The organism is Streptomyces sp. NPDC059874, assembly GCF_042731135.1.
Lineage (GTDB): Bacteria > Actinomycetota > Actinomycetes > Streptomycetales > Streptomycetaceae > Streptomyces.
Genome location: NZ_JBHWJY010000004.1, coordinates 69,325 through 93,846 on the forward strand (window position 1 = coordinate 69,325; position 24,522 = coordinate 93,846).

The following is a 24,522-nucleotide window of genomic DNA, read 5'->3' on the forward strand; positions in this document are numbered from 1 at the left end:
GGCTCCCCCGCGATGCGCGAACCGCCCGTTGCCCTGGCCGGCATGCGTCAGTCGGCGTCCTCGGACACCTCGGTGGGCAACCGGTACATCCGCTCGCAGCGTGCCGGGTCACCCAGGACGTTCGCAAGGAACAGGCCGAGATCGAAATCCTCCGGCTCCGCACAGGCCGTCAGATCATTCTCGTCCAGCTCGTCCGCCGGACGCGGGTAGTCGATGTGGCGGGTGCCCACGGTGAGCCTGTTGAAGGTGTGCCCTCGTTCGTGGCGCACCTCAACGCCTCCGGTGATGACGATGTCCTCGTCGCCCAGGAGCAGCCGAAGTGTTCCCTCGGACCGGTAGAGGACCGCGAGAGTCTCACCGAGCCGACCGAAGTGGCCGGCGATCTTCCCACTGTCATCGAGCGATCCGGCGCGGCGACTCACCGGTCCGAGTGACGCGGTAACGGGGTCGAACGGCGCCTGCTCGCCGAACCTCTCGAACGAATCCACTGTGATCATCATTCCAGTTTCCCTCATCCGAGGTGCTTTTCGCCGGGGCGGGCGACACTACGGCGTACCGGGAAGCACGGGCCCGGGATCGCCCCGCCCGACCGAGAGCGGATCTTCGAGCGCTTCACCCGGCTCGACGAGGCCCGCAACCGGGACGACGGAGGCGCCGGCCTGGGGCTGGCGATCGCCCGCACCATCGCCACCACTCACGGCGGCACGCTCACGGCGGAAGAACCCGCCGAGCCGACCACCGGTGCCCGGTTCGTCCTGCGGCTGCCCGCCGCGGCCCCGGCCACGGGCGGGTCGGGACCGAACGGCCGCTGAATTCAGCTGTGCGGGTCCAAAGTCCCGACTCACCCGGGACTTTTGGTCCTGGAATCCCATGGAACTCCTTGATTCCCCCTCCCAGACTGAGCTTCTGTTCAGGTTCTGGCCGCCTTTCAGGAAACGGTGGGCATATTTCGTCGACACGTATTCCCGATTCCCGGAAGAGGGAGCGACGACCGAGAAGGTGCTGGATTCTGATGGTGTACGCATATGACCGAGAGCTGGTCCCGTGGGCTCCGGTACTGCCGCCGGTCGATCTCCGCGACCCGGTGGCGGCACAGGAACACGTGCAAGCGGACCAGTTCCAGCGGCCGTTGCGCGCGGTGCCCGACGGGCTGTGGGTCTGGGACACGGTGGTGCCCGGCCCGGCGGGAGCGGCCGCGGTCCCGGTGCGGGTGTACGAGCCCACCGGCCGGGGTGAGGGGCGCCTTCCCCTGCCCGCGATCCTCTACTTCCACGCCGGAGGATTCGTCACCGGCGACCTGGAGACCGGACACGACGAATGCGCGAGGACGCGGGCGCCGGCAGCGCGGCCGCGCTGTGCCAGCTCACCCGGGAGCGGATCGGCGTGCGCCCCTGTTTCCAGCTGCTGAGCACGCCGCTCCTGGACGACCGGCTCGACACGGATTCCGCCCGGACGTACGCGGACACCCCGGTGCTGGACCGCCTGCAGGCCGCGTACAACTGGTTCCACTACATCGGCTCCGGCGCCGGCGGCCCGGAAGTGTCCGCGTACGCCGCTCCCGCCCGGGCGGCCGACCTCCGGGGCTGCCGCCCGCGTACGTCGCGGTGTGCGAGTTCGACCCGGCCCGGGACGAAGGCATCGACTACGCACAACGGCTGGTCCAGGCGGGCGTCGGCGCCGAGCTGCACCACTACCCCGGTACCTTCCACGGCTGCGCGTCGATCGCCGGCACCGAGGTGTCGTCGAGGATGCGGGAGGGCCGCGTGTACGCCCTGCGTCGGGCGCTGTTCCCCGTCCGGCCGGCGGGGCACGACGGGCAGTTCTCGTATGGCCTCGGCGAGGGAGACGCGCTTGCCCTGTGAGGGCGGCTCGCCGTACGACACGGCGGCCGGCCCGTGGGCTCAGGGGTGGCGGGTCAGGGACGCGGGGGCGCCGGCGGACTGCGCTCCCTCCGATTCGAGCGTCAGGCGATCCGGTCCGTCCTGGGTCAGCACGTAGAGGTTGCCCCGGGGGCAGTCGAAGGTGGCCGCGCGGTCGGTCGGGTGGCTGGTCACTGCCGCGAAGACCGCCTTGTTCCGGCTGATCTGCCGCAGCTCAAGGGCCTCCGTGCACCCCAGGTTCAGCCCGGTGGAGGCCTCCTTGACGTCGCTGACCTGCCGGCCGACGAGCTCCCCCACGACCCCGGCGTGCAGCGTGACCGTCACATCGAACTCCCCCGTCCTCGCTCGGGAAATGCCGTCGGCGTCCGGTGTCCCGGGCCCGACGCCGGACCACGTACCGAACCACGACTCCGGCAGCGTGACCGCGGAGGACGACTTCGCGGACGGCGACGGCGTGGGCGAGGCGGTGGGGGGCGCGGCCCTGCCACCGTCGCCTCCCCACGGAAACCGGATCGCGAGCGTGACGAGGGCCGCGAGGACGGCGGCACCGGAGGCCGCGCCGATCACCAGTGGTCGGCGGGAGGCCCATCCGCTCCGGCGCGGGGAGGAAACGGGCGTGGACGGTGGAGTGGCAGGAGCCGTGGACGGGGGCACCGGCGTGATGGGGGCGGGCAGGGGCGGCGGCTGCGGCGGGGGAACGGGCGAAGTGCCGGTTCCCGCAGGGGTGTGGGCACGGGCGTGGACGTGGGCGTGGGCGGGCGGCTGTGATGCGGCCAGCAGCCGGCGGAGTTCAGCCTCCCGGCGGCCCATGTCCGCGACCAGCGCCGGTGGCACGGTGCCGCGCCACTCCTCTTCCTCCGCCGGTGCGCCGAGCCGCGACCGTACCTCCTCGGCGGACGGGCGATGGTTCGGGTCCTTCGCCAGGCACTCCCTCACCAGCGGAAGCAGCATCTCCGGCAGGCCGTCGAGGAGGGGCTCGTCGTGAACGATCCGGTACAGGAGGGCAGGCAGTTCCAGCTCCTCGCCGCGCCGCAGGAAGGGACCGCGCCCGGTGGCCGCGTACACGAGGACCGCGGCGAGAGAGAACACGTCGGCCGGCGCCGATGCCACGGCGCCCCTCGCCTGCTCCGGCGCGAGGTAGCCGGGCGTGCCGATGACCGTGCCCGTCTGGGTGTGGCGCGGATCGCGCACGGCGCGGGCGATGCCGAAGTCGATGAGGAAGGGCCGCTCGGGGCCGAGCAGGACGTTGGCCGGCTTGATGTCGCGGTGGACCACCCCGGTCGCTCGTACGGTGACCAGCGCGGCTGCCAGCTCCCGGGCGAGGCACTCCACGGCCGGGGCGGCCAGCGGCCCGTTCCGGTGCACCCAGTCGCCGAGCGACGGCGCGGGGATGTACTCCGTCGCCAGCCACTGGGGCAACGCCCCCGGTGGGCCGAAATCCACCACCGAGACCGTCCACGCGCTGCGCACACGGTCGTTGGTCCGTATCTCGCGGGCGAACCGTTCGGCGAAGTCCGGATCCAGGCTCAGCTCGCGGTGCACCGTCTTCAGGGCCAGCGGCCGGCCGGACGCCGTCCGGGCCAGGAACACCTCGCCCATTCCTCCCGCGCCGAGGCGCGCCAGCAGGCGGTACCCCCCGATCTCCAGCGGGTCTCCGGGCCGCAAAGACTCCACGAACTCCCCCGTCCCCCATGACCCTTCGCCGACCCGTGGTGCACGGACCATCCGGTGGGCCACCTTAGAGGACGAGCCTCGGATGTCCGCCAAGGTGTCACAGGCGCAGTACGACCAGGGCCGTGTCGTCGGTGATTCCCGCGGCCGGGATGAGGTGCGCCAGCAGGGCGTCGGCGAGCGTCTCGGAGTCGGCGGTGTGGTGGCGGACGAGGGAGTCGGCGAGCCGGTCGAGGCCGGTGTCGATGTCCTCCCGACGGCGTTCGACCAGCCCGTCCGTGTAGAGGACGAGGACGGACCCTTCGGCGAAGGCGGTCTGGGCCTGGGGACGGGAGACGTGTTCGGGGCGGGCCCCCAGCGGGGGGTCGGTGGCCTGGTCGAGGAAGGTGACGGTGCCGTCCGGCCCGCACAGCGCGGGCGGAGGGTGGCCGGCGCTGCTGTAGACGAGGGTGCGGCTGGTCCAGTGGATGAAGACCGACACGGCGGTGGTGGATTCGGCCCCGTCGATGGAGCGGGCGTACAGGTCGACGACTTCGAGGGCCCGGGCGGGACCGTCGGCGACGCGGGAGGCAGCGGACAGCGCGCTGCGCAGTTGGCCCATGACACCGGCCGCGCGCAGTCCGTGGCCGACGACGTCGCCGACCGCCACAGCGGTGCGGTGACGGTCGGCCAGGTCCACGAGGTCGTACCAGTCGCCGCAGACGTTCAGGGCCCCCAGGGCGGGCCGGTAGCGCACGGCGGCCTGGTGGTGGGCCAGTGGCGGGGGCGCGGGAAGCATCGCCTGTTGGAGGTGGAGTGCCACTTCCCGTTCGCGGGCATGGGCCTGGCGCAGGCGTTCGTTGACCTCCTGGAGCTCCCGGGCACGGGTGTAGAGCTCGGCTTCCAGGACCGCGGCGCGCCCCCCACCGGCGCGATCACCGCGGGCACGGATGAGCTCCGTCACCTCCTCCACCCGGTGCAGCAGCAGCGCGACGGTGCCGTCCGCGGCGCGGACGGGGACGTTGACCGGGCTCCAGTACCGCTCCTCCCACACCCCGGGCCGGTCGGGGTGCTCCACGTCGTAGCGCTGGAGCGCCATGCTGTCGCGCTCCCCCGTGGCCGCGACCCGTCGTAGGGAGGCGTACAGGTTGCGCATGCCGGTCGCGCCCGGGTCGTTGGGGTTTTCGGGGAACACGTCGAACAGGTAGCGTCCGATCACCTGCTCGCGGCTGCGCCCGGACGTGGAGAAGTACTCCTCGTTGGCGTCCGCGTACACCAAATCGGGGGTCAGCAGCGCGACCCCGCCCGGTAGCGCGTTGAAGACCGCCTGGTAGTCGATGACGGGTCCGTTCATGATTCCACCTGCCCGCGCGCCGGCCACCGTTCCGATCGATCACAGGGTTGCCACGATGCCACGGCCGCGGGGCGGGGCGCGCACGGCCCGCCGACCGTGGGGGCGTCGCGGGAGGGCGGGCTCCGTTCGCGCGTTCTTGCCCGTTCGCGCGTCTTCGTGCTCTGTCCGGGTCATCGCTCGCCCCGTACGGATCACGCCGGGAAGCCGCGGGCGGTTGCGCCTGATCGGCTGTGCTCGGCTGTTGCGGTCCCCTGGCGGCCGGCCGCCGTGCACCACCGAAGAGGAGTCCCCGATGTCTCGTCGGCATGTCCCGGCCGTCCTCGGCCCGGCCCTGTCGCGGGCGCGCTGGTGGCGGTTCCCGCCCCGGCCGCTAACGCCGCCGCGGTGACGGTGCCCTGCTCGGTCCCGGATCTCGCCGCGGCGATCAACGCCGCGAACACCTCACCCGGACCGGACACGATCCGGCTGGCGCACAAGTGCACGTACCGGCTGCCGAGATCCGCAGCGGGGTGGCTTCGCCGTCGACTGCCTGTTCTTCGCGGACGATCTCCCGGGCCTCGCAGCAAGTTCGTCGGCAACACGTCGAAGTCCGACGTCTTCGCCCAGGGCGGCGCCATCGGCAGTCCCGGCACCGGGAGCGTGAGCGACACGGTGGCGCCGCCGGCGGCGGGTTCGCACGCGCCGCCGTCGCCAACGGCAGCCCGGAGCCCGGCCGGCTGACCGTGACCGGCGGCGCCATCACGGACAACACGTCGATGTCATTCGCGACAACCGGCAGAACAACTGCGGCCCGTCCGATGCGGTCCCGGGCTGCACCGGCTGACGGTCCCCGAAGACCGGCAGCATTCGAGCCGCCCAGGCACGGAGCGGCGCGCCGCGCCTGGGCGGTGCCCCCGTTTCCTCTACTGGGATGAAGGGCGGCCGGGCCCCTCTACGCGAATCGCGATCTTGCCCCGTACCTGCCCCTCCCTCAGACGGCGTATCGCATCGGCCACTTCGGCCAGTGGGTAGGTACGGTCGACGGTCGGGGTGAGCGAGCCGGACTCGATGAGCTCGCCGAGGACTCGGAGGTCTTCGGGGCGCGGGACGGAGGCGAGTCCGCGCAGCCGGTGGCGGACGAAGGGCGACAGCAGCAGGGCGCGCAGTTGCCGGTCGTTGCCGCCGATCCAGCGGCCGTCGGTCTCACCGCCGACGATCACCAGGCTCCCGCGCGGGGTCAGGGCCCGGCGGAGTCGGCCCAGGGGCCGGTTGCCCGCGATGTCGAGGACGAGGTCGTAGCGGCGGGTGCCGTCGGTGGGGTCCTCACGGGTGTAGTCGAGGACCTCGTCGGCGCCGAGGGAGCGCACCAGGTCCGCCTTGGCCCCGCTGCAGACCCCGGTGACATGGGCGGCCCCGAGGGCCTTGGCCAGTTGTACGGCGTACGTGCCCACCCCGCCCGAGGCTCCGATGACCAGGACCCGCAGGCCGGGCTCCAGCCGGCCCGCGCGCAGGGCCTGGAGTGCGGTGCTCGCGGAGATCGTGACGACCGCCGCCTGTTCGGGGGTGAGCCGGGCCGGCCGGGGAGCCAGCTCGTCCTCCTTGGCGCACGCGTACTCCGCGAAGGAGCCGGCGCAGGTGCCGTACACCTCGTCACCCGGCCGGAAGCGGGTGACGCCCGGGCCGACGGCCTCCACACGGCCCGCGACGTCCATGCCCCGCACGCGCTGCTTGGGCGCCCGCAGGCCGAAGCCCGCCGCACGGATCGCGTAGGGCATCCCCGCCATCAGGTGCCAGACGCCCTGGTCGACACCGGCGGCGTGGACGCGCAGCAGCACCTCGCCGCCGCCTGGCACGGGCTGGTCGATCTCGTCGAGGCGCAGGACGTCGGGAGGTCCGTAGACGTCGTGGACGATGGCTCTCATGAGGTGTCTCCCTCGGTGCCGGTGTTGTCGGAGTTGCCGGTGTTGTCGGGGTGGGCTGAGTTGCCGGGGTGGGCCGAGTACCGGAAGACGCCGTCGAGCGGAACGCCGAAGACCTGGGCGATCTGGAAGGCCATCTCCAGCGACGGCGAGTAGCGGCCCTGCTCGATGGCGATGACGGTCTGGCGGCTGACGCCGATGTGGCGGGCGAGTTCGGCCTGGGTCATCTCGCCGTGGGCGAAGCGGTGGGCCCGGATGGTGTTGGTGACCCTCGTCGGCTTCACCACGGGTGGAACCCGAACCGGTAGGAAACGATCTTGACTGCCGAACCGAGCACCGACGACAGGACGAAGGCCAGGTAGATGGCGTTGGCGATCCAGAACGGAGCCGCCTCGGCCATCGCCAGGACCAAACCGGCGACCCCGCCGATCACGACGAACGACTGCCCCACGTACTCACCGAAGCGGTGGATCTCCCGGTCGCGCTGGTCCTTCACGTTCGCCTCACGCGGCGAGAAGGCGGCGATCACGATGTGAGCGGCGATCGATACGACGATCGACAGGCCGACCGTCCACAACAGGGCTTCCACGTAAGGCGCCTGGATCAGCGCCACCGCCTCGGGGCGCCCCAGCACGAGCCACAGGTAGACCGCGTACGACCCGATGGCGACCACCAACATGCTCCAGGCACGTTTCTCCTCGACTGCCACTCCCGCTCCCGCTCCCGCTCCCCATGTCAAGAAAACCAGACACTCGGAGTGTCAAGCAGTCCGGACACTGTGTCAACTATTCTTTACCTGTTGCGCGTCATCGAAGTGTCGATCGATCGTTTCCCACACCGCAGGCGTGCGCCGCCCCCGAGGCCGTACCCTCGCTTTGGCGCCATGACAGAAGCCGCACACGCAGGGGGGCGCGTGGAGACAGCGTTGGCAGTAGGACTCCTCGGCCCTTTGGTCGGTGGAATCGCCGTGGCACTCACCACCTATTGGACGACTCGACCCAAAGCGCGAGCGGAAGCCCGAAAGTTGGAGGCCGAAGCAGATCGGACCCGGGCCGAAACCACCAAGATCCTCGCCGAGATGGACGTGCGCAGGCCATCCGTCGCCCCCCAGGACACCACACCGAAGGGGTGGAACGTCTCGGGTTCGGTGCCCGAGGATTACGAAGTCGGCTTGGACTTCGAGGTGTTCTCCGTCGGGAGGGCCAGCGCCTTCATCCGCTCCCGCCACGAGAACCCCGATGGCCACGCAGCGCTCGTGCAGACGATCAAGGCCGATGACTATCGAGGCACGCGACTCCACCTGACGGCAATGGTGAAGGCGCGGGACGTACTCGGCTGGGCCGGAATCTGGATGAGGGTGGACGACGCTCGCGATCACGCTGTCGCCTTCGACAACATGCGCGATCCGGAACGCCGAATCGCCGGGAGCGTCGGCTGGCGCAGATACGGCATCGCGCTGGACGTCCCCGAGACCGCGGCCTACATCAACTTCGGGGCAGTCATGGAGCGAACGGGCCAGATCTGGCTTGACGACGTGCGGCTCAACGTCGTCGATGACTCCGTTCCGACAACCGACGTCGTCGCGCCCTTCCCCCGCCGCCCCGCCAATCTGGACTTCGAGGACGGCACCGACTGACCTCGCTGAAGCGCAACCGGCGATGGTCCGACTAGTTCGACGGCAGGGTCCGGCCGCGGTGGGCTCGCCATTCCGGGGCGAGGACGGCCCAGACCTGCTTGTCGTGACGGGCGCCGCCGAAGGGCCAGGCCTCGCGTCGGACGCCTTCCAGGGACATGCCGAGCCTCCGGGCCACCGCAGCGCTGCGCTCGTTGTCGGCCCGGCAGTGCCACTCGGCGCGGTGCAGGCCCCGGTCGGTGAGAGCCCAGTCCAACAGCACGGTGCAGGCCTCGGTGACCAGCCCGCGACCCTCCGCGGCCGGCTCCAGCCAGCAGCCGACCTCACAGTTCCCGCCGTCCGCGTCGAAGGCGGTGAACATGACGCCGCCGACGAGGACGCCGTCCGCGCGCCAGATGCCGAAGAGACGGGCTCCGTCAGTCGCCTGGCGCTCGGCGTACCGCAGCAGCGTGCCACGCGCCCCGTCGACGTCCTCGGTGACGAAGCCGGCGCCGACCCACGGCCGGATGTGCTGCCGCGCCCGGTCCAAGTGGGCGGCGAACTGCTCGGCGTGCCGCAGCTCGAGCGGGCACAGGCGGGCGCCGTCCCGCAACGGGAGGGAGAACATCGGGACCCCATTCACACAACAACTGTTATGACTATTACCGTAGCAGCATGCCACGCACCAAGGGAGACCACGAAGCTCGCCGCCGTGACGTCTCGGAGGCCGTCTGGCGCGTGCTGTCGGCGCACGGTTTCGGCGGGCTGACCATGCGCGCCGTCGCCACCGAACTCGGCGCCACGACCGGCCTGCTCACGCACTACTTCGCCACCAAACGCGATCTGGTGGCGTACGCCCTCGACCTGCTCGCCCGGCGCACCGCCGCCCGGCCCCGGCAGACCGGCGGCCAGGGCCGGGCCGCCCTACGAGCCGCCCTGCTCGGCGTCCTCCCACTGACCGCCGAGGCCACCACGAGCAACCGCATCTGGGTGTCCTCCTGGGACACCGCGCTGGCCGATCCGGCCCTCAGCGCGGATCACGCCGCCCGGTACGCGCAAGGCCGGGACCGGCTGACCGCTCTGGTCACGGCCGCGCAGCGGCTCGGCGAACTGCCGGCCGGCGACGCGGAGCGCATCGCGACCTGCGCGCAGTCCTTCGTGCTCGGACTGACGGTGCAGGCGCTGCTCGCCCCCGCGGCGTTCCCGCCCGCGCGGCAGACCGAACTCCTCGACGACTACCTGGACTCCCTCGGCAAGGGCGGGTGAGGCCGCCTCCGTGCGCCGCACCACGTCGGTACGGCGCACGGAGGCAGGCCGTTGTCCTACGACACCCGCCACTCGCTCTACGGTGAGCGGAACGACCACCCGCGGCCGCCGGTCAGCGCAGGCCGAAGGCGGAGCGATGCCCCTTCGTACCGCCCCGCCCAAGGCCGGAAATCGAGAGGAGCCGGCATGCCTTCGGAGCACCCGAGGCGCGCAGTCCCGTCGAGGAGCCCCTTCCAGTGGGCCGACCGCAAGATCACCCTCGCGTTTCTCCTGGTTTCGGCACGCGGCGACCGCGCGGAGGCCGCGCGGGAACTCGCGGAGACGGAGGAGGCCGTCAAGACGACGGCGTCCGCGCCCGCCGGGCGGATCAGACGAAAGTCCGAGCCCTCGTGGATGCTGGCCATGTCGATGCTCGGATTCCGGGCGGGAGTCTGGTTCGTGATCACCGCGCTGGTACTCGTGGGCGGGCTGTTCCTGCCCCGTTCGGAGCTGACCGGGTACCTCGTCGTGACGGTGGCGGCATTCCCCGCCGCCCTGTCCGCCTCCCGTGAGACCGGACACGAGATCGCCCGCTCGGCGCTGCGCCGGGAACACCTGACGGAACGCGGCAGGCGCTGGTACTCCCGAGTCCAGCACGACGGATTCGTCGTGCTGCTGGTCCCGCCCCTGTGGGCGGCCTGCGCCGCGGCCGTCCAGCCCTGGGCCTGACCGTGCGGGTCGTGGCTCCCCATCCGGGAGCCACGACACACACCTCTTTGGCCGGTCAGTCCTTACTGGCCGCGTGCCAGGTCATTCCCCATCCGTACTCGATGTCCACGCCCTCCTGCTTGGAGGTTCCGGGCGGCAGCACGAGGTACTTCGCCTCTCGCCGGACGATCAGTTCCCCGTCCACGTTCTCGATCAGTGCGATCGCGGCGACCGGCGAAGGAACGGTGCACTCGTCCAGGCGCACCTCGATCGGCGCTCCGGCGGGCGGATACAGCGTGGCGACCCCGTGCAGACCCGCGAAGCTGGACGCCCCGGAGTAGATGGACACGAACACCAGCAGCCGCTTGATCTCGGCCGTGTGATCCAGGTTGATCATGAGGTTCTCGCCGTCCTCGCTCCCGCCGGTCCGGTCGTCCTGGTCCAGCAGGATGTACGGAGGGTGGTCGAACGAGCCGAACTGGTTGTTGATGGGGTGGACGATCCCCTTCGCTCCGTTCCGCAGCTCCCACAGACAGGAGAGGTCCAGGTCCACGTCCTCCAGCCGGACGGCGTCCTTGCCCTTGCTCATCCAGCCACGCTGCGGCTTGGCCGCGCTCCACGAGAGGTTGACCCGCATGCCGCCCGAGGTGGCGCCCTGCTTGGTCAGCGAGACGGTTGGCGCCGCCTTCGTCAACGTGATCTTCGACAGCCGCACCGGCTGGACCTGCGCGGGCGGCGGAGCCTGCGGCGCGGGGGGAAGTGGCGCGGGCGGAGGGGGCTGAGGCGACGGAGCTGCCCGCTGCGGCGCCGGAGGCGCCGCGGGCTCGTCGACGGTGATGCCGAAATCGGTGGCGAGCCCGGCCAGGCCGGAGGCGTATCCCTGGCCCACCGCCCGGAACTTCCATACGTCGTTGCGCCGATACAGCTCCCCGAGCAGGAACGCCGTCTCCGACGTGGCACCCGTGGCGTCGAACCGCGCCCTCTCGGCGCCGCTGTCCGCGTCCAGCACGCGCACGAACAGGCCGGATACCTGACCGAACGTGCCGTCGGTGGAGGCCGCGACCACCACGGTCCCGATCTCCTGCTCCACCGCGGACAGCGCCACCTCGATCGTCTCGAGCACGCCCGTGCCGTCCTGGCGCCTGCCCTCGTGACGCACGGCCCCACTGCGATGCACGGGCTGGTTGTAGAAGACGAAGTCGTCGTCCGATCGCACCTTGCCCGTCGCCGTCAGCAACAGGGCCGACACATCCACATCAGGTGCGCCGGGACCTCCCCGCCACCCCAGCTCCACCCGGACCCTGCTGCTCGCAACCGGTACGTTGGCACCTTTTTGTAAGGACATGTGACTCCCCCTTCCGCGGCCTTCCACTTCTCCCGCAGCGTACGAGGTTTTGACACAACTCCCTCCCCGAAGGCAGGGATTGCTGCTCCTCGGAGGAAAGTCGTGGGTTGCTCGACCGCCCGCTCACACAGCGGCCGAGCCCGCGGTCAGGCGATCGTCTCGATCCGTTGGCGGTTGACGAGGTACGTGGGCAGGTAGGGCTGTGCCAGGTCGACCGGGAAGCCGTGGTCGTGGGCGAGGCAGGCCATGGCGAGCGGGCCGAGTGCCGCCCGGGCTCGCGGCGCCGCCGAGTCACCCCAGTAGCCGCCGTGTTCCGCGAGGGCATCGGCGAGCGCCTTGCCGAAGGCGTCCGGGTCCCGCGCGACGAGGCGGTGGAAGAGCGCGACCGGCTGGAAGTCGATCCGGTTCACGAAGTCGTCCGGCGCGTGGGTCAGGGCATCGGGCATGGAAGTCTGCATGGTGGCGAGCAGTTTCTCCACGACCGCGTCCATGGAGCCGTCGGAGAAGTAGGTCCGCAGGGTGTCGATCCAGTGCAGCACGTAGGCGTCGACGGAGTCGTCCCGCCGCAGCGTCTCAAGCGGAACCCGGCACAGCCGGGCGACCCGGTCGTGCTCGCGGCACACGATCGCGAGGTAGAGGGCGTCGAGCCAGGCACGGGCGTCCGCGGGCGGGTCGGCGGGCGTGGCGGGCAGCTGCGCGACGTGCTCCTCGCCCAGGTGACACCGCGTCGGCGGCGCCCCGGTGAACAGCGCGGAGCCGAGCTGCACGGCGGTGGCCCACGCGTCCCACGTGGCGATGTCCGCGACGTCGGGATCGGCGGCGCAGTGGGCGTGGGCGAGTTCCACGGCGGAGGCGAAGGTGTCGCCCAGCCCCGACGGGTCCTGCGAGAGGCGGGAAATCGACTCGGCCGTGGTGCGGGTGAGTCCTGCGACGTCGGGGGCCCGGTCCGCGGCGCGGGTGGCGATCCGGCCGGCGCGGTCGAGGCGGACCAGACCCTTCATCAGGCCGAGCAGCTGCGGCGGCGGTTGCAGCGAGAAGGTACGGGTGTCGTCGTCGATGACCGTGAGCGAGGTCAGGCCTCCCTGGTGCCACCAGTAGACCCGTGGGGACAGTGCCCCGGGGCCGTCCTCGTACGAGCCCAGCGCGTACGAGGCGAGGTCGTTGAGGGCATCGACAACCGAGCCGTCGGCGATCGGGTGGTAGGCCAGCAGGTGCCGGGTGGGGACGACGACGAGGGCGCCGGCAGCCGGGAGCGTCTCGCCGGTGACCTGCCGCGCCAGTTCTGACAGGTAGAGCGCCTTGCCGGCGACGAAGTGGGAGTCGCCGTAGACGGAGTGCAGTATCGCCCGCCCCTCGATGGGCACTTCCTCGTGCGTGACGGGTGCGCGCATCAGGTTCGCGTGCGCCGCCTGTCCCAACTCCTGGAGCCCGGCGCGCGCCACGTCGTCGTCGGTGAGGATGCGCACGCTGGTGGGTCCGTCGAGGGCGTAGGCGAAGACGAGCCCGTCGGCCACGACGCGCGCGTAGCGCAGGTTTCCGGCCATCTCCGGGGTGAGCGACTCAACGGGCAGCAGCCGGGCATGGGTTCCGCGCAGCAGTTCCTCGGCGCTCTCGCCGCCGTGGCTCATCCACGGCAGACGCGGGTCGGGGGTGCCCTTGGATTCAGGGGAGTTGTCTCGATTCACCCCCTCGATTGTACGAGATGCGTGATCGACGGCATGCGGCCGGGCCGTGTTCGGCCGAGCGGTCCACCTGCTCACCTCCGACGATCGGCAGCCGTCCCGGTCCCGCATGCGATCCGGGTGCGTGAGATCTGAAAGGCGGGGCAGGCGAAGTCCAGGCGGAACGCAGTAGATCCGCCGAGCGCAACGTACGGAACAAGGAGGATCGGCGGAGGATTCGTCCCCCGCCGTATCCCATTGACCGGAGGAGTTGTCTTCGCGTGACTGAACATGTGTGGAGTTACCAGCCGACCGCGGGCCACCTGGCCGGTACGGACCTGACCGGCTACAAGGTCGAGGCGACCGACGGGAGCATCGGCAAGGTCGACAAGCACTCCGACGAGGTCGGTGACGCCTACCTGGTCGTGGACACCGGAGTGTGGATCTTCGGCAAGGAGGCCCTGATCCCGGCGAGCACGGTCGTCAAGGTCGACCCGGAGGAGCGGAAGATCTTCGTCGACCGCACCAGGGAACAGATCAAGAACGCCCCCGAGTTCCACCGGGACAAGCACCTCGGCGACGCCGGGTACCGGGAAGAGCTGGGCACCTACTACGGCACCGGCGGCCCCTTCGGCGGCCGCCCCGCCTGATCCCTTTCCCGCACGATGACGCCGGTCCCGGCGCCCCTCCTGGGTGCCGGGACCGGCGTCGTCACGGCGGCCACCCAGCCCGATCGCCCCCGGCCGAGGCGATGAGCCGAGCTCACGGCGGGTAGGACACCATCATGGACATGGCTGCGAGCGGAGGCCCGAAGCCCCGGGAGCGGCTCGGCTCGATGCTGTTCAGCCGGGTGGCCGGCCCGTCGGGCCCCGCCAACCGCGCCCGGATCCACAACACGCCCGGACCTCGCTGGTTCGGCCCCGAGCGGCCCATCCGCACGGTGCACGGCGACGCCTCTATGTTCATCGGGGGCCTGAGCGCGCTCCTGCTCCAGTCCCTGCACCCGCTCGCGATGGCCGCCGTCGCGGGACACTCCGGCTACCGTGGCGACCCGTGGGGCAGGCTGCAGCGCACCAGCACCTTCCTGGCCGTCACCACCTACGGCACCGCGCAGGACGCGCAGGACGCCGTCGACCGGGTTCGGGCGGTCCACGAACGGATACGCGGCACCACCGCGGCGGGCGAGCCGTATCACGCCGCCGACCCCCACCTGTTGGGCTGGGTGCACGCGGCCGAGGTCGACTGCTTCCTGCGGGCGCACCAGCGCTTCGGCGCGCACCCGTTGGACTCGTCGGGCTACGACGCCTACGTCACCGACACCGCTCGGGTGGCCACTGCCCTCGGCGTGGTGGACCCGCCCCGTGATCGGGCCGCGCTGACAGCCCTGCTGGCGGCGTACCGACCGGAACTGCGGGCCACGCCCGAGGCCCTCGACGCGGCCCGCTTCATCCTCCGGCATCCTCCGCTGCCATGGCCGGGCCGCGTCCCGTACGCGTTGCTCGCCGCGAACGCGATCGCCTTGCTGCCCCCGTGGGCCCCCGCCCTTCTCGGCCTGCGCCCTGCGACGGGCCCGAGGGCAGCCTGCGTACGTCTGTCCGGGCACGCCCTGACGCGCACGATCCGGTGGGCGATGGCCCCGCCGTCCCGACCGCCGAGCTGAGCCGGTGCCCCGGACGTCCGCCCGGAGATCGCGCTCAGCCGAGGGGCAGGGCGTGTCCGGCCAAGACCAGGAGAACGGCGTCGGCTCCGGCCAGGGCCAGGATGATCAGGAAGGGCATCCGGCCGCGTGCGAGGACGGGCGGTGCGACCAATGCCGACAGGCACAGGGCCGATGTCACGCCCAGCAGCAGTCGACCCGCGGGGGTCACCGGGCCGGCCGGGCCGAGGGTCACCACCGCGCAGGAGGCGAAGGCGAGGCCGGCGGCCAACGCGATGGATGCGCGTCGCCCCACCCGCTGCGGGAGTCCCAGCACACCGGCCACGATGTCCTCGTCGATGTCGGGGAGGGCATTGGCGAAGTGGGCACTGGTCCCCAGCAGAGCCGCCGCGACGGTCAGCCAGACCGGCGGCCAGTTGCCCGGCGGCGAAGCCAGGGTCAGGAAGGCGGGGAGCAGTCCGAAGGCGACGGTGTACGGCAGCCAGGAGGCGGGCGTGTGCTTCAGCCACAGGTTGTAGGACCAGGCGGCGGCGACGCAGCCGAGGTGGACCCATCCTGCCCGGGTGCCGCAGGCCAGTGACAGCGGGACGCAGGCGAGCAGGGCCGTGCACGAGGCCACGGCCACTGCTCCGGGCCGTAGCTCCCCCGCGGCGAGCGGCTTGTCGCGGCGGCCGGCCGCCGCGTCGCGCCGCATGTCCAGCCGGTCGTTGCACCAGCCGATCGACAGTTGGCCCGCGGCGACCGCGGCCGCCGCTGTGGTCCCGGCTGCGGGTCCGAGGCCGACTGCGGCGGCCAGCAGGGCCGTGAGGAGGGTGACGGCGGCGGCCGGCACGGGGTGACTGGCCTTCAGGAGCCCCAGGCAGCCCACGCGGGCGGGCCGCCGGGCCGCCGTCGACCCGGTGGGCGCGGTGGGCGCGGTGGGCGCGGTGAGCGCGGTGGCTCCTTCGTCGGTGGCGGGCACCGCACCACGCTATGGGTCCGGCGCGCCCGTGGCGGCCGTGTTCAGCGTGCCGACGTCCCGCTGTCCCTATGTTGGAGCAATGACACGGGTCCTCGCGGTGAGCACGGTGTTCCCGCCACACCGCTACATGCAGCAGGAGATCACCGACGTCCTCGCTTCCTGTCTACCGTCCGGGGCCGACCGCGCGCTCCTGCGCCGGCTGCACGGGGCGGCCCAGGTGGAGACGCGTCACCTCGCCCTCCCTCTGGACCGGTACAGGGAGCTCGGCGGCTTCGGCCACACCAACCGTCTGTTCGGCGAACTCGCCGTCGCCCTGGGTGCCGAAGCGGTCGAGCGGGCACTCGACGAGGCGGGGGTGCGGGCCGAGGAGATCGACCTGGTCGTCTCGACGACCGTGACCGGCATCGCGGCGCCTTCCCTGGAGGCACGGCTGGCCGCGCAAGTCGGCCTGCGGCCCGACGTCAAGCGGGTACCGATGTTCGGGCTCGGCTGCTCCGCCGGTGCGGCGGGGCTGGCCCGGGTCCACGACTTCCTCACCGGCCGGCCGGGCTGTACGGCGCTCCTGCTGTCCACCGAACTGTGCTCGCTCACCTTGCAGCCGGCGGACACCTCGATGGCGAATCTGGTAGCGGGCAGCCTGTTCGGAGACGGGGCCGCCGCGCTGGTGGCGGTGGGTGACGACGGCACTTCCGCGACAGCGCACGGGACCGGCCCGTCGGGACCGGTGGTCGCGGCCACCCGCAGCCGTCTTTACCCGGGGACCGGGCACCTGCTGGGTTGGGACGTCGGCGACTGGGGCTTCCGCATGGTTCTCGGCCGGGAGGTCCCCGAGCTCGTCAGGCTGCACGTGGCGGAGGAGATCGAGTCCTTCCTCGCAGGTCACGACCTCAAGCCCCGGGACGTCGCCGCCTGGATCTGCCATCCTGGCGGCCCGAAGATCCTGGACGCGCTCGCCGACGAGCTCGACCTGCCGGACTCGGCCCTGGCCCCCTCCCGCCGCGCCCTGGCCGCCACGGGAAACCTGTCCTCCGCCTCGGTGCTGCAGATCCTGCGCGACACCCGCGCGGCGGCGCCACCGGCGGGAGCGACCGGTCTGATGATCGCCTTCGGGCCGGGCTTCTCCTCCGAACTCGTACTGCTGGCCTGGTGAGTGCGCCATGACGGCATACACCGTGCTGGTCCTCCTGGTCATCGCCGAACGGTTCGCGGAACTCGCCGTGGCGGGCCGCAACGGTGCCTGGAGCCGGGCCCGGGGCGGCGTCGAACACGGGGCCGGGCACTACCCGGCGATGGTCGCCCTGCATACGGCCCTGCTGCTCGGCTGCCTCGTGGAGCCCGGGGCCGCCGACCGGCCCTTCCTGCCCCTGCTCGGCTGGCCCGCGCTGGTCCTGGTGGTGGCCGCCCAGGGGCTGCGCTGGTGGTGCATCAGCACCCTCGGCCCCCGCTGGCACACCCGCGTACTGATCGTCCCCGGCCTTCCGCTGATCAGCTCCGGCCCCTACCGCTACCTGCGCCACCCCAACTACGTCGCGGTCGCCGTCGAGGGCATGGCCCTTCCCCTGGTACACACCGCCTGGGTCACCGCCCTGGGCTTCTCGCTGCTGAACGCCGCCCTGCTGACCGTACGCATCCGCTGCGAGGACGACGCGCTGGCGCCCTCCCGCCCCCTCCCCGTACCGGGCGCGGCCCCGTGATCGACCTCCTCGTCGTGGGCGGCGGCCCCGCGGGACTGGCCACCGCGATCCACGGAGCGCTCGCCGGGTTCGACGTCGTCGTCGCCGAACCGCGTCCCACGCCCATCGACAAAGCCTGCGGAGAGGGCCTGATGCCGGGCGCCGTGCGCGCCTTGGACGCCCTGGGCGTGGAGGTGCCCGGCCGGCCCCTGCGCGGCATCCGCTACGTGGACGCTGCCGGCGAGCGCCGCGCCGAAGCCGTGTTCCGGGCGGGCCAGGGCCTGGGCGCGCGCCGCACCGTGCTGCAGGAGGCGCTCGCCGCCCGGGCCGCTCGACTCGGCGTCCCGGTCCTCCAGCGCCGCGTTCGCCGGGTGAGCCAGTACGACGCGTACGTCACCGCGGACGGGATGGCCGCCCGGTATCTCGTGGCGGCGGACGGACTGCACTCACCGACCCGGCGGGCGCTCGGCCTGAGCGTGCGGCCGGCAGCCTCTCGGCAGCCGCCGCGGTACGGACTGCGGCGCCACTACGACGTCGAGCCGTGGAGCGACCTGGTGGAGGTGCACTGGTCGGCCGGCTGCGAGGCGTACGTCACTCCCTTGGGCCCGCGCCAGGTCGGTATCGCCGTACTGACGTCCGAACAGCTCCCCTACGACGCCCAGCTGGCCCGATTCCCGCTGTTGGTGTCCCGGCTCGATACGGCGGGCCGGACGCCGGTCCGGGGCGCGGGTCCGCTCCGCCAGCAGGCCCGCTCCCGGGTGGCCGGCCGGGTCCTGTTCGTGGGCGACGCCGCCGGGTATGTCGACGCTCTGACGGGCGAGGGCCTCGCACTCGCCCTCACGGCCGCCGCCGAACTGGTGCGCTGCTTGCGCGAGGGCCGACCGCAGGCCTACGAACGCGCGTGGTGCCGGCTGTCCCGCAACTACCGGCTGCTGACGAGGTCCCTGCTGTGGGCCCGGAACCAGCCCCGGCTGGCGCCCCTGATCACCCCCGCTGCGGCCCACTTCCCCGGCCTGTTCCAGCACGCCGTGAACCTGCTGGCGTGACTGGTCAAGCCACAGGGACGGGGGGGGCCGGCGCAGGCTTGACGGTTCACAACCGGGGTAGGCGCCAGCCGTGTCCGGCGGCTTGTCCGGGCGCGGATCCAAGGAGACAGTTCCATGATTCTCATCCTCGGGCTCATCATTCTGATCGCCGCTCTCGTCGTCGGCGTGGCCGGAATATTCGGCAATACCGGTGCGGGGCACGATCTCGGCGTCGGCAACGACTTTTCGATTTTCGGCTACCACGCCACTGGTTCGACCGGATCTCTCTTCCTGAGCGGGATCATCGTGGGAGCCGTAGCGCTCTTGGGTCTGACTCTCGTCATCATGAGCGCCCGTCGTTCGGCCCGTCGGTCGGCGCAGACCCGGCGGGAACTCGACACGTCACGCCGTGAGGCCGCCGCCGTCGACCGCGACCGCGACCGCGACGATCTGATCGAGCAACGCGACGACGCCCGCCCCGAGACCCATGCGCCGGTGGCGGACACCCCGCGCGGCCGAGGCCACTGGTTCGGCCACCGAACCGCGCACCGCTGACGGCAGCCTTCCCTTGCGGGCGGCCCCCCGAGCGCGGATCAATGACCCCGCGCAGCCGGCCGCGGTACCCCCATTGGCAGGCCGGTCGTTCGGGTGCAGTCGGCGGCAGGGCGGGATCACCGCGTGACGCCGGGTAGGCGTCGAGTATGAACTCACACACCCCCGACACCTCGACCATCGCCGGGCGGACCGCGGTGATCGACACCGCCTCCACATGGTGGCTGACGGCCCTGGACCGGCTCGAGCGGACAACGGTGGCCGACCCGGCGATCAGGGTGCTCCAGCGGGGCATCCGCTCGCTTCCCCTGGGCGGGATGCGCGATCTGTTGCGTGGCAGGCCGCTGGGCCACCCGGTGCATCCGGTGCTGGTGCAGGTGCCCATCGGATGCTGGCTGTCGACTGCCGTACTGGACGTCGTACCCGGGAGCCCGCGGGCGACGACGACCCTCACCGCCGTCGGACTGGCCGGGGTCGCCCCGGCAGCGGTGGCCGGCTGGGTGGACTGGGCGGACCTGCCGCCCGAGCAGGCCCGGGTCGGCTTGGCCCACGCCGTCTCCAATGTGGCCGCGGTGGCCTGCTACACCGCGTCCCTGACGGCTCGGCTCCACGGCCGCTCGGCGAAGGGTCGGCTGTGGTCCCTGGCCGGACTGGCTGCCGTCACCGTCACCGGCGCGCTGGGCGGGCACGTGGCCTATCGACGGGCCGTCGCAGCGCGGCCCGCAGCGTGAGCGACCCGAAGGCTGCTACGCCGCCGCGTCGAAGGCGGGTCGCTGGGCGGTACGGCGCGCCGCCTGGGAGGAGCCGCCGCGGCGGGGGCGCGAGGTGGTGCTGCGCTTGGGGCGTGCGGCTACGGGCGCGGTGATGGTGACCGGGATGCCCGAGGGCGCCTGCGCTCCGGTGATGCGGTGCAGTTCGGCCTCGCCGGAGCGGACCTGGGTGATGTGCGGGCGGATCCCGGCGTCCGTCATGAGCCGGACCATGCCGCGGCGCTGGTTCGGGGTGACGAGGGTGACGACGCTGCCGGACTCGCCGGCGCGGGCGGTTCGACCGCCGCGGTGCAGGTAGTCCTTGTGGTCGGTCGGCGGGTCGACATTGACGACGAGGTCGAGGTTGTCGACGTGGATGCCGCGGGCGGCGACGTTCGTGGCGACGAGAACGGTGACATGACCGCTCTTGAACTGCTTCAGGGTGCGGGTGCGCTGCGGCTGTGACTTGCCGCCGTGCAAGGCCGCGGCCCGCACACCGCTGTTGAGCAGGTCCTGGGTCAGCCGGTCGACGGCGTGCTTGGTGTCCAGGAACATGATCACGCGACCGTCGCGGGCCGCGATCTCCGTGGTGGCGGCGTGCTTGTCGGCGCTCTGGACGTGCAGCACATGGTGCTCCATCGTCGTGACCGCACCGGCGGACGGGTCGACGGAATGCACGACGGGGTCGGTGAGGTAGCGGCGTACCAGCAGGTCGACGTTGCGGTCCAGGGTGGCCGAGAACAGCATTCGCTGTCCTGCCGGTCCCACCTGGTCGAGCAGTGCGGTGACCTGCGGCATGAAGCCCATGTCGGCCATCTGATCGGCCTCGTCGAGCACCGTGATGTCCACGTGGTTCAGCCGGCACTCGCCCCGGTCGATGAGGTCCTTGAGCCTGCCCGGGGTCGCGACGACGACTTCGGCCCCGGCCCTGAGCGCGCCGGCCTGCCTGCCGATCGGCATCCCGCCGACGACCGTGGCCAGCCGCAGTTTGACGGAGCGGGCGTAGGGAGTGAGCGCATCGGTCACCTGCTGCGCCAGCTCGCGGGTGGGTACGAGGACCAGAGCGAGCGGCTGGCGGGGCTCGGCGCGCCGGCCCGCGGTACGGGCCAGCAGGGCGAGGCCGAAGGCGAGGGTCTTGCCGGAGCCGGTCCGTCCGCGGCCGAGGACGTCACGGCCCGCGAGGGTGTTCGGCAGGGTCGCGCCTTGGATCGGGAAGGGCACGCTCAGGCCTTCGGCGCCGAGCGCGGCGAGCAACTGCTCGGGCATGTCGAGATCGGCGAACGTCTCGACGGCGGGCAGTGCGGGGGTGATCGTCTCGGGGAGGGCGAACTCACCCTGGAGGGCGGCGGGCCGGCGGCCGTGGCCGCCGGAGCGGCTCGGCCCTCCGGAGCGGCTGGGGCCACCGGAACGGCTGGGGGCCGACGAGCCGAAGCGGCTGCCCCGGTCGGCGCCGCCGGAGCCACCGGCGTAGCCGCCGCTCTTGCGGTTGCGGGAGGAGCGGTCGTTCGTACGTGTGCGGTTCATGGGGAACCTTCCTCGATGCGGCACGTATCAAGGAATTCCCGATGTAAGTGAGCAGCACGGAGAATAGCGAGAACGAGCCAGGCTGAAAAGCGAGAGTGAAAATGGGGCCCGGCCGACAGAAGCATCGGTGGGGCCGTCTCCGACATGAGCGGAGCTGGGCGAGAGAGCCGGCAATCACGACTTTATGGCTCATACGGAATATGCATCCGGAGCCGGGAACGTACGCCGCACGCCGCCACACGGTGTCACCGCAAATTCCGGGGCCTTGTCGCGGCGGGGGTCTCCGAGCGATGCCGGATGCCGGATGCGCGAGGGGGCTACACCCTCAAACGCAACGAGCTGGGGCCCGCACCCAAGGTGCGGGCCCCAGCTCATACTGCGGGTATGCGTCAGGCGGGAACGATGTTCTCGGCCGTCGGGCCCTTCTGGCCCTGCGCGATGTCGAAGTTCACCTTCTGGCCTTCCTGCAGCTCGCGGAAGCCCTGGGCGGCGATGTTCGAGTAGTGGGCGAAGACGTCAGCGCCGCCACCGTCCTGCTCGATGAAGCCGAAACCCTTTTCCGCGTTGAACCACTTCACGGTGCCAGATGCCATGTCATTCTCCTTGAGGGAAGTGCGCCGGAGTCTGCACCCTGCAGACTCCGTGTCGCCGCGATGATCACCCCGACCGGAAAACGACCGGAAATACAAAAGTGCTCCCGACGGCCAGAATCGACCGGCGGAGGCACTTGGAGTTTTGGGAACCACAACTGCAACTGAGATCCACAGTAGCACAGTGGGATCGACCCTGTCCGGTGAAGAATTTCACTCGGACTGTTGTGTGAGATGCCCCCACCTTGCGGGACCGGGATTTTCCCTTCCAGGGCCCGGGATTTTTCGCTTCCGCACCCACAAAATATCGGGGCGTCCCGAACGAAATATTCTCAGCACCCTGACCGCGGCGGACGAACCTCCGCCGCGGCCGGGGAGGCCACTACAGACCGGCCGGCTCCCGCACCGTTGCCATGCGCTGAACGGTGGCACGACCTGTCCGTGACGTCACGCCCGCGCCGTCGTTGAACCGGACGGTCAAGCGAAGAACACGGCCAGGTGCCGGGATGCGCTTCCCGGCACCTGGCCGTGCCCGTTCCTGATCGAGGAGCCGGGGCCGCGTCGGCCCGACGCCGGTCAGCTCTGGTCCTCGCGGAAGGCGCCCGGGGTCTGGCCGGTCGCTCGGGCGAAGAACTTGCCGAAGTTGGTGGGTTCGGAGAAGCCGAGGCGGTGGCTGACGGCTGCCACGGGCAGATCGGTGTGCGCCAGCAGGCGCTTGGCCTCCAGCGTGACGCGCGCGTCGACGAGCTGTTTGGCGGTGTGGCCGGTGGCCCGCCGACAGGCTCGGTTGACGGTCTTGAGGGAGTAGCCCAGCCGGTTGGCGTAGTCGTGGGCCTGGTGCAGGACGGCGAAGGAGCGCTCCAGCTCTTGCCGGAACAGTCGGTACGGCTCCGGCCCGGCGACGGCCGCACGCGCACCGTCGTCGGGAGCGGGGAGGCGGGCGACGCGGAGCAGGATCCCGGCCAGGAGGTGGCGCAGCAGCTCCTTGGTGATCTCGGGTTCCTGGTCCGGAGGGGTGGCGTACTCGGTCGTGAGGTCGGCCAGTGCCCGCTGGAAGCGGTCGTGGTCGTCGCGGTCGAGCTGCCAGGTGGCCGGGCCGAACGGGTCATCCGTCACCCGGGCGGTAGCGGGGAGCCGCGGCGGGAAGTCCGCGGTGAACAGGACGATCGTGGCGTCCAGGTCCGCGGGGTCGCCGTCGGGTGTCGTGGGCAGGCGCTGCACCTGTCCGGGGCGGATGTGCAGCAGGGTCCCCGGTCGGCAGGGCCGGTCGACGAAGTCGACCATGCCGGTGCCTTCGCCCCGGTGGACGAGGGTGAGGTGGTGGAAGTCCAGCCGGTGCACGCGCGTGAACTCCTGGCCCGGCAGGCGGTGCCTGAGGTCCACGAAGGCGAGGACCTCCAGGCCGAGATCCGGCCGGGTGGGATTGCGGTAGCCCCGCTCGATCAACGGAGGTTGTCCCATTTCGACCATGGCCATGCCTGACTCTACCGTGCGCCGCGGCCGGCACCCCGAGAGAGTGGAGTGCAGCCGGCGGGCAAGGTGTCGCCGGAAACCACAGATAGGAGCCGTGTCATGAGCAGCAAGGACATCGTCACCGAGGCCGCGGAGGAACTGTTCGGCCGGCGGGACCCGAGCGCGGTGGACCGCTGGGTGTCCGCTGACTACCGTCAGCACAGCAGCCTCGCGGCGGACGGCCCCGAGGCACTGCGTCGGCTGGTGACGGGACTGCCGGAGGGCTTCCGATACGAGGGCGCCCGGGTGATCGCCGACGGGGACCTGGTGGCACTTCACGGTACGTACCACGGCTTCGGGCCGCAGCCGCTGGTGGCCTTCGACCTGTTCCGTGTGGACGCGGACGGCAAGCTCGCGGAGCACTGGGACGCGCTGACTCCGGTCGTGTCGGACACGGCCTCCGGCCGTTCGCAGACCGACGGCCCCGTCGAGGTCTCCGACCGCGACAGGACCGAGGCCAACCGCGAGCTCGTCGTGGAGTTCGCGGAGAAGGTCCTCAAGGGCGCCGACTACTCGGTGCTGACCGACTACATCTCCGGCGAGACCTACCTGCAGCACAACCCGGAGGCCGCCGACGGCCTGGACGGCTTCGGGGCAGCGGCCGCAGTGTGGGCCGGGCAGGGCAAGAACCTGGTCTACAAGACGATCCACAGGGTCGTCGCGGAGGGCGACTTCGTGCTGCTGCAGTCCGAGGGCGAGTTCGGTGTGCCGGTCGCCTATTGGGACCTGTTCCGCGTCGCCGACGGCAAGATCGTCGAGCACTGGGACGTCGTCGCTCCCGTCCCGGACGAGCTGCCGCACGCCAACGGGCTGTTCTGAGCGGGGGGCTGAAGCTTTCTTAGCGGAACGTTAGATCTGGGTGCCGGACCTTGTCCGGGTGCGACGGGGGCCCGCATGCTCTGGGAACTTCCCCAGCGCGGGGGGCT

25 protein-coding genes and 2 pseudogenes are annotated in these 24,522 nt (G+C 71.5%); 14 read left to right on the forward strand and 13 right to left on the reverse strand.

The features are described from left to right. Nucleotides 1-47: 47 nt before the first annotated feature. Nucleotides 48-500, reverse strand: coding sequence for a hypothetical protein (locus ACFV9H_RS03635; RefSeq protein WP_385392760.1), 453 nt, complete (start codon nucleotides 498-500; stop codon nucleotides 48-50). A gap of 66 nt (nucleotides 501-566) precedes the next feature. Between ACFV9H_RS03635 and ACFV9H_RS03640 the strand changes: the two are divergent. The 3 genes and pseudogenes from ACFV9H_RS03640 to ACFV9H_RS03650 all read left to right on the forward strand — a co-directional run. Beyond that, nucleotides 567-812, forward strand: a pseudogene (locus ACFV9H_RS03640) (ATP-binding protein); the annotation flags it as partial. A gap of 200 nt (nucleotides 813-1,012) precedes the next feature. Further along, a complete protein-coding gene (locus ACFV9H_RS03645) occupies nucleotides 1,013-1,408 on the forward strand; it encodes a hypothetical protein (protein ID WP_385392763.1) in 396 nt (131 codons plus the stop codon). Then, a pseudogene (locus ACFV9H_RS03650) lies at nucleotides 1,318-1,862 on the forward strand (alpha/beta hydrolase fold domain-containing protein). Before ACFV9H_RS03645 ends, ACFV9H_RS03650 begins: the two are co-directional and overlap by 91 nt. 39 nt (nucleotides 1,863-1,901) lie before the next feature. Here ACFV9H_RS03650 and ACFV9H_RS03655 read toward each other — a convergent pair. From ACFV9H_RS03655 to ACFV9H_RS03675, 5 genes are all read right to left on the reverse strand, one after another. Then, entirely contained in the window at nucleotides 1,902-3,554 is a 1,653-nt protein-coding gene (locus tag ACFV9H_RS03655; protein ID WP_385392765.1) for a serine/threonine-protein kinase, read from the reverse strand. A gap of 97 nt (nucleotides 3,555-3,651) precedes the next feature. Beyond that, nucleotides 3,652-4,884 (reverse strand): SpoIIE family protein phosphatase, encoded by a 1,233-nt coding sequence (locus ACFV9H_RS03660; RefSeq protein WP_385392768.1) that lies wholly within the window; start codon nucleotides 4,882-4,884, stop codon nucleotides 3,652-3,654. 902 nt (nucleotides 4,885-5,786) lie between these two features. After that, complete coding sequence (locus ACFV9H_RS03665; RefSeq protein ID WP_385392771.1) at nucleotides 5,787-6,785, reverse strand: NAD(P)-dependent alcohol dehydrogenase; 999 nt, start codon at nucleotides 6,783-6,785, stop codon at nucleotides 5,787-5,789. Further along, nucleotides 6,782-7,069 (reverse strand): helix-turn-helix transcriptional regulator, encoded by a 288-nt coding sequence (locus ACFV9H_RS03670; protein WP_385392774.1) that lies wholly within the window; start codon nucleotides 7,067-7,069, stop codon nucleotides 6,782-6,784. Before ACFV9H_RS03670 ends, ACFV9H_RS03665 begins: the two co-directional genes overlap by 4 nt. Next, nucleotides 7,063-7,491, reverse strand: coding sequence for a hypothetical protein (locus tag ACFV9H_RS03675; RefSeq protein ID WP_385392776.1), 429 nt, complete (start codon nucleotides 7,489-7,491; stop codon nucleotides 7,063-7,065). The genes ACFV9H_RS03670 and ACFV9H_RS03675 overlap by 7 nt, the downstream gene beginning before the upstream one ends. 258 nt (nucleotides 7,492-7,749) lie before the next feature. On the opposite strand from ACFV9H_RS03675, the gene ACFV9H_RS03680 reads away from it, so the two are divergent. Then, nucleotides 7,750-8,418: a hypothetical protein gene (locus ACFV9H_RS03680; RefSeq protein ID WP_385392779.1), complete on the forward strand. Its 669-nt coding sequence runs from the start codon at nucleotides 7,750-7,752 to the stop codon at nucleotides 8,416-8,418. Nucleotides 8,419-8,449: 31 nt separating this feature from the next. Here the strand turns inward: ACFV9H_RS03680 and ACFV9H_RS03685 are convergent, their stop codons facing one another. Then, nucleotides 8,450-9,022 (reverse strand): GNAT family N-acetyltransferase, encoded by a 573-nt coding sequence (locus ACFV9H_RS03685; RefSeq protein WP_385393077.1) that lies wholly within the window; start codon nucleotides 9,020-9,022, stop codon nucleotides 8,450-8,452. Between the two features lie 47 nt (nucleotides 9,023-9,069). Here ACFV9H_RS03685 and ACFV9H_RS03690 point away from each other — a divergent pair, with 47 nt between their 5' ends. Beyond that, nucleotides 9,070-9,660, forward strand: a complete 591-nt coding sequence (locus ACFV9H_RS03690) for a TetR/AcrR family transcriptional regulator (RefSeq protein ID WP_385392781.1) — start codon at nucleotides 9,070-9,072, stop codon at nucleotides 9,658-9,660. A 186-nt stretch (nucleotides 9,661-9,846) separates the two neighbouring features. Continuing rightward, nucleotides 9,847-10,368, forward strand: a complete 522-nt coding sequence (locus tag ACFV9H_RS03695; protein WP_385392784.1) for a hypothetical protein — start codon at nucleotides 9,847-9,849, stop codon at nucleotides 10,366-10,368. A gap of 55 nt (nucleotides 10,369-10,423) precedes the next feature. Here the strand turns inward: ACFV9H_RS03695 and ACFV9H_RS03700 are convergent, their stop codons facing one another. Both ACFV9H_RS03700 and ACFV9H_RS03705 read right to left on the reverse strand, forming a co-directional pair. Further along, complete coding sequence (locus tag ACFV9H_RS03700) at nucleotides 10,424-11,692, reverse strand: TerD family protein (RefSeq protein ID WP_385392787.1); 1,269 nt, start codon at nucleotides 11,690-11,692, stop codon at nucleotides 10,424-10,426. 146 nt (nucleotides 11,693-11,838) lie between these two features. Further along, a complete protein-coding gene (locus ACFV9H_RS03705) occupies nucleotides 11,839-13,377 on the reverse strand; it encodes an immunity 49 family protein (protein WP_385392790.1) in 1,539 nt (512 codons plus the stop codon). Nucleotides 13,378-13,634: 257 nt separating this feature from the next. Here ACFV9H_RS03705 and ACFV9H_RS03710 point away from each other — a divergent pair, with 257 nt between their 5' ends. Both ACFV9H_RS03710 and ACFV9H_RS03715 read left to right on the forward strand, forming a co-directional pair. Further along, nucleotides 13,635-14,003 (forward strand): PRC-barrel domain-containing protein, encoded by a 369-nt coding sequence (locus ACFV9H_RS03710; protein ID WP_385392793.1) that lies wholly within the window; start codon nucleotides 13,635-13,637, stop codon nucleotides 14,001-14,003. Nucleotides 14,004-14,137: 134 nt separating this feature from the next. Continuing rightward, nucleotides 14,138-15,013: an oxygenase MpaB family protein gene (locus ACFV9H_RS03715; RefSeq protein ID WP_385392796.1), complete on the forward strand. Its 876-nt coding sequence runs from the start codon at nucleotides 14,138-14,140 to the stop codon at nucleotides 15,011-15,013. A gap of 34 nt (nucleotides 15,014-15,047) precedes the next feature. On the opposite strand, the gene ACFV9H_RS03720 is transcribed toward ACFV9H_RS03715, so the two are convergent. Further along, entirely contained in the window at nucleotides 15,048-15,971 is a 924-nt protein-coding gene (locus tag ACFV9H_RS03720; RefSeq protein ID WP_385392798.1) for a UbiA family prenyltransferase, read from the reverse strand. A gap of 79 nt (nucleotides 15,972-16,050) precedes the next feature. Between ACFV9H_RS03720 and ACFV9H_RS03725 the strand changes: the two genes are divergently transcribed. The 5 genes from ACFV9H_RS03725 (at nucleotide 16,051) to ACFV9H_RS03745 (ending at nucleotide 19,952) form a co-directional block, all read left to right on the forward strand. Continuing rightward, nucleotides 16,051-17,121 (forward strand): type III polyketide synthase, encoded by a 1,071-nt coding sequence (locus ACFV9H_RS03725; protein ID WP_385392801.1) that lies wholly within the window; start codon nucleotides 16,051-16,053, stop codon nucleotides 17,119-17,121. 7 nt (nucleotides 17,122-17,128) lie between these two features. Beyond that, nucleotides 17,129-17,665, forward strand: coding sequence for an isoprenylcysteine carboxyl methyltransferase family protein (locus ACFV9H_RS03730; protein ID WP_385392804.1), 537 nt, complete (start codon nucleotides 17,129-17,131; stop codon nucleotides 17,663-17,665). After that, the gene (locus ACFV9H_RS03735; RefSeq protein ID WP_385392807.1) at nucleotides 17,662-18,690 is read left to right on the forward strand and encodes an NAD(P)/FAD-dependent oxidoreductase; all 1,029 of its coding nucleotides are present in this window, start codon (nucleotides 17,662-17,664) and stop codon (nucleotides 18,688-18,690) included. Before ACFV9H_RS03730 ends, ACFV9H_RS03735 begins: the two co-directional genes overlap by 4 nt. 114 nt (nucleotides 18,691-18,804) lie before the next feature. Beyond that, a complete protein-coding gene (locus ACFV9H_RS03740; RefSeq protein WP_385392809.1) occupies nucleotides 18,805-19,224 on the forward strand; it encodes a hypothetical protein in 420 nt (139 codons plus the stop codon). A gap of 146 nt (nucleotides 19,225-19,370) precedes the next feature. Beyond that, a complete protein-coding gene (locus ACFV9H_RS03745) occupies nucleotides 19,371-19,952 on the forward strand; it encodes a DUF2231 domain-containing protein (protein WP_385392812.1) in 582 nt (193 codons plus the stop codon). A gap of 15 nt (nucleotides 19,953-19,967) precedes the next feature. On the opposite strand, the gene ACFV9H_RS03750 is transcribed toward ACFV9H_RS03745, so the two are convergent. The 3 genes from ACFV9H_RS03750 to ACFV9H_RS03760 form a co-directional block, all read right to left on the reverse strand. Continuing rightward, nucleotides 19,968-21,494, reverse strand: coding sequence for a DEAD/DEAH box helicase (locus tag ACFV9H_RS03750; RefSeq protein ID WP_385392815.1), 1,527 nt, complete (start codon nucleotides 21,492-21,494; stop codon nucleotides 19,968-19,970). Nucleotides 21,495-21,883: 389 nt separating this feature from the next. Next, on the reverse strand, nucleotides 21,884-22,087 hold the full coding sequence (locus ACFV9H_RS03755; RefSeq protein WP_014047008.1) for a cold-shock protein: 204 nt from the start codon (nucleotides 22,085-22,087) through the stop codon (nucleotides 21,884-21,886). Between the two features lie 573 nt (nucleotides 22,088-22,660). Further along, complete coding sequence (locus ACFV9H_RS03760; RefSeq protein WP_385392818.1) at nucleotides 22,661-23,560, reverse strand: AraC family transcriptional regulator; 900 nt, start codon at nucleotides 23,558-23,560, stop codon at nucleotides 22,661-22,663. Between the two features lie 96 nt (nucleotides 23,561-23,656). Here ACFV9H_RS03760 and ACFV9H_RS03765 point away from each other — a divergent pair, with 96 nt between their 5' ends. Beyond that, nucleotides 23,657-24,415: a nuclear transport factor 2 family protein gene (locus ACFV9H_RS03765; RefSeq protein WP_385392820.1), complete on the forward strand. Its 759-nt coding sequence runs from the start codon at nucleotides 23,657-23,659 to the stop codon at nucleotides 24,413-24,415. Nucleotides 24,416-24,522: the final 107 nt, after the last annotated feature.

Coding starts and splice junctions, on each gene's coding strand:
- ACFV9H_RS03635 (WP_385392760.1), bottom strand. CDS start 500: ATGATGATCACAGTGGATTCGTTCGAGAGGTTCGGCGAGCAGGCGCCG.
- ACFV9H_RS03645 (WP_385392763.1), top strand. CDS start 1,013: ATGGTGTACGCATATGACCGAGAGCTGGTCCCGTGGGCTCCGGTACTG.
- ACFV9H_RS03660 (WP_385392768.1), bottom strand. CDS start 4,884: ATGAACGGACCCGTCATCGACTACCAGGCGGTCTTCAACGCGCTACCG.
- ACFV9H_RS03665 (WP_385392771.1), bottom strand. CDS start 6,785: ATGAGAGCCATCGTCCACGACGTCTACGGACCTCCCGACGTCCTGCGC.
- ACFV9H_RS03685 (WP_385393077.1), bottom strand. CDS start 9,022: ATGTTCTCCCTCCCGTTGCGGGACGGCGCCCGCCTGTGCCCGCTCGAG.
- ACFV9H_RS03690 (WP_385392781.1), top strand. CDS start 9,070: ATGCCACGCACCAAGGGAGACCACGAAGCTCGCCGCCGTGACGTCTCG.
- ACFV9H_RS03695 (WP_385392784.1), top strand. CDS start 9,847: ATGCCTTCGGAGCACCCGAGGCGCGCAGTCCCGTCGAGGAGCCCCTTC.
- ACFV9H_RS03700 (WP_385392787.1), bottom strand. CDS start 11,692: ATGTCCTTACAAAAAGGTGCCAACGTACCGGTTGCGAGCAGCAGGGTC.
- ACFV9H_RS03715 (WP_385392796.1), top strand. CDS start 14,138: ATGGACATGGCTGCGAGCGGAGGCCCGAAGCCCCGGGAGCGGCTCGGC.
- ACFV9H_RS03725 (WP_385392801.1), top strand. CDS start 16,051: ATGACACGGGTCCTCGCGGTGAGCACGGTGTTCCCGCCACACCGCTAC.
- ACFV9H_RS03730 (WP_385392804.1), top strand. CDS start 17,129: ATGACGGCATACACCGTGCTGGTCCTCCTGGTCATCGCCGAACGGTTC.
- ACFV9H_RS03740 (WP_385392809.1), top strand. CDS start 18,805: ATGATTCTCATCCTCGGGCTCATCATTCTGATCGCCGCTCTCGTCGTC.
- ACFV9H_RS03745 (WP_385392812.1), top strand. CDS start 19,371: ATGAACTCACACACCCCCGACACCTCGACCATCGCCGGGCGGACCGCG.
- ACFV9H_RS03750 (WP_385392815.1), bottom strand. CDS start 21,494: ATGAACCGCACACGTACGAACGACCGCTCCTCCCGCAACCGCAAGAGC.
- ACFV9H_RS03755 (WP_014047008.1), bottom strand. CDS start 22,087: ATGGCATCTGGCACCGTGAAGTGGTTCAACGCGGAAAAGGGTTTCGGC.
- ACFV9H_RS03760 (WP_385392818.1), bottom strand. CDS start 23,560: ATGGCCATGGTCGAAATGGGACAACCTCCGTTGATCGAGCGGGGCTAC.
- ACFV9H_RS03765 (WP_385392820.1), top strand. CDS start 23,657: ATGAGCAGCAAGGACATCGTCACCGAGGCCGCGGAGGAACTGTTCGGC.